The 2,482-nt window shown below is 39.4% G+C and carries 3 protein-coding genes; all 3 read right to left on the reverse strand.

Features of this window, described 5'->3' with window-relative positions; all coding sequences use genetic code 11:
* Window positions 1-9 precede the first annotated feature (9 nt).
* Window positions 10-501: a DUF411 domain-containing protein gene (locus tag LHL20_RS20720; RefSeq protein WP_014978038.1), complete on the reverse strand. Its 492-nt coding sequence runs from the start codon at window positions 499-501 to the stop codon at window positions 10-12.
* A gap of 104 nt (window positions 502-605) precedes the next feature.
* Window positions 606-989 carry a CopL family metal-binding regulatory protein gene (locus tag LHL20_RS21300; protein WP_152910911.1) on the reverse strand — a complete coding sequence of 128 codons (384 nt, stop codon included), beginning with the start codon at window positions 987-989 and terminating at the stop codon, window positions 606-608.
* A 1,116-nt stretch (window positions 990-2,105) separates the two neighbouring features.
* A partial coding sequence (locus LHL20_RS20735; RefSeq protein ID WP_226434659.1) for an ATP-binding protein occupies window positions 2,106-2,482 on the reverse strand: 377 nt, incomplete at its 5' end.

The raw sequence follows: 2,482 nt of genomic DNA on the forward strand, positions 1-2,482 counted from the left end.
ACTTTGACTTCAATCGAATTGACTGTCGTAGCTTTCTACTTTCGCGTAAGGTTCGTAGCTCCCATCTTGATATATAATGAAAACGGTATAAGGCATAAACTGCTCTGCTACTTCCATTCCGGGTGAACCTACTGGCATAGCTGGAACAGATAACCCGATAGCCTTTGGATGTTCTTCTAACAAGAATCGTTTTATAAACTTAGAAGGGACATGGCCTTCAAATACAAAGCCGTTTTCTGTAACAGCGGTATGGCAAGAGCGAAGATTTGGCGAAATTCCGTATTCGTTCTTGATGTCGCTCAAGTTATGAAAGTCCTTTGTACGTAGTTGAAACCCTTGGTTTTCTAGATGGGTTATCCACTTTTTGCAACATCCACACGATGGTGATTTATAAACTAATAATTCGAAGACGTCGTTTGCGCCATGGTGGATATTTGCCATGGCAATGCTAGGTAGAATTAGCAGTAATACCGCAGCTTGATAGATGATTTTTTTTAACATTTTTGCCTCCAGACAAAGCTGGCACATATAGGTACGCTAGCACCTAGATAATAAACAGGAACTGAAACAAATTGTGCGTTAAATTTGGACGCACTGACCCCGTGTTAGGCAAATATCGGTGGGCGAAAAAGTGAGGATGTTACTGAAACTGGCTGTTGGAAGAACAAGCCAAATGAAGCGTCCGGCACCACTGGGTGTTGAACAGTCATCATGGAAGCTATAAGGACGGGAGCATGAGTACAACCACCTGGTGGGCATGTGCATTCCGAAGTGTTGCAACAATCTTTAATACTAGCGTTCTCCGAACTGCTAGAATCTACTCTCATACCATGGCTCATGTTCGTAGAGCAATTCGATTCAGAATTACTATTGTAATGTTTGTTGTCAATAGCCATTTCAAAACTCATAGTATCTACAGCCATCGCTTGCCCGACGAGGGCAGATAGCACTGTAAACACTAATATTACTTTTGATATGGATTTAAACATTTCTTAAGCATTAAACATAACCAATATGGAGAATAATGGATTTTCGCGAATTGGTAAACAGTTGAGGCTGATTTGTGATTAGAATAGCCCGTTCATCGGCAGAATTTAAGAAATAGTCATGATGAGAAAGATAGCCTACAACCATGCAAATTTTTGGGCGCGTCTCCAACTCCATAATTCAGATACTGCGGTAGAACTTGAACGCTTTAAGTAGCCGCCACAATACTTCCCTTTTGTCCAGTTCCATTAACGTTATAACGGGGGCTAACCAGAAATACAAAAAATTGAGGAGGCTTGAGGAGCTATATAAATAAACACACCCGATAAATATAAATTCATCGGTAACTTGAAAGAGAAATCAGATATTCTGTTTAAATCGTTGAGGCACAAACTAACTTCAGCGATTTCAACTTAAGCGCCACTCAAGCGCTGGTCGATAAGTGACTCTCGCCCCGCGGTTATAGATACTCTCTGCTTCACTTATTTTTCTGCATATGAATAAGGCGATTAATATCAGCTTTAGGATACAAAAGTTCAATCACTTCTATCAATTGTGAGCACGGTAATAAGTTGTCTATCCGTGATAGGAAAACCTCTTTATAGGGCTATCAGCGCTTGCTTTAGCTGACTACTGGCAATAATTAACTGTTGGCTCACGAGCAGTAGAGAATGTAACTTAACATGCAGTCATGATCTCACGTTAGGAACTTATTTGCATCTTGCCTAGTATCAATTGAATAACACTTTTATGCTGGTTCTAATTATTTCATCGATCTCGGAACATTGATTGAGACAGGTAACGTTAATCTATATTAAGATAACCTATTGTCAGCAAGTGTTTTTCAACAGTTTCTTGGTAGAACTCTGCAAAAAAATCGTAAAGTCATTTTATCGTTGTACGCCCAATGAGTTGAATGGAAGCATTGACTTGTTCCAGCAGCAATTATCCGTGACAAGGAACAGGTGGCCGAAAACTTTTTTGATCTCCACCACATACCAAATTCGAAAGCTAGGTTAAGTTGAATTACCCTATTTTTATTCTCTTGCTAAGTCGCAGTCTCTCTTTTCAGGAGTGTTATTAAGGCTAAGGTTACAGTAACTTAAGCCTGCCTAAGATTACGGACCAATAGTTTCATTTTTAAAAGTCAACAAAAACGATATGTCTTCTTCGGTGGTTTTGGTTACAGAAACTTCTGCACATACAGCGTCGCACAATGCATTTACTATAGAAAGACCTAGCCCAAAGTTATCTTCAGATGTTCTAGAAGCATCTTTTTGCCAAAGCGGTTCAAACATATGCTTTAGATCATCCTCATTAACCTCTGTCCCCACCTTATTTGTCACTCTGAGGTAAACATTACTAGAACTATTTACACCTAAGTTCACAAGTATTTCTGTATCAGTTTTTCCGTGTTCGATAGCGTTATCTATCAGATTACTTATTATCGATTCTACTCCAACGCGATTGCTCTTGACGCTTAACTGAAAATTGA

This window comes from Alteromonas sp. McT4-15 (assembly GCF_020515205.1).
Lineage (GTDB): Bacteria > Pseudomonadota > Gammaproteobacteria > Enterobacterales > Alteromonadaceae > Alteromonas.

Bases quoted from the DNA above. Each gene is read 5' to 3' on its own strand.
- LHL20_RS21300 (WP_152910911.1), bottom strand. From the start codon at position 989: ATGTTTAAATCCATATCAAAAGTAATATTAGTGTTTACAGTGCTATCT.
- LHL20_RS20720 (WP_014978038.1), bottom strand. From the start codon at position 501: ATGTTAAAAAAAATCATCTATCAAGCTGCGGTATTACTGCTAATTCTA.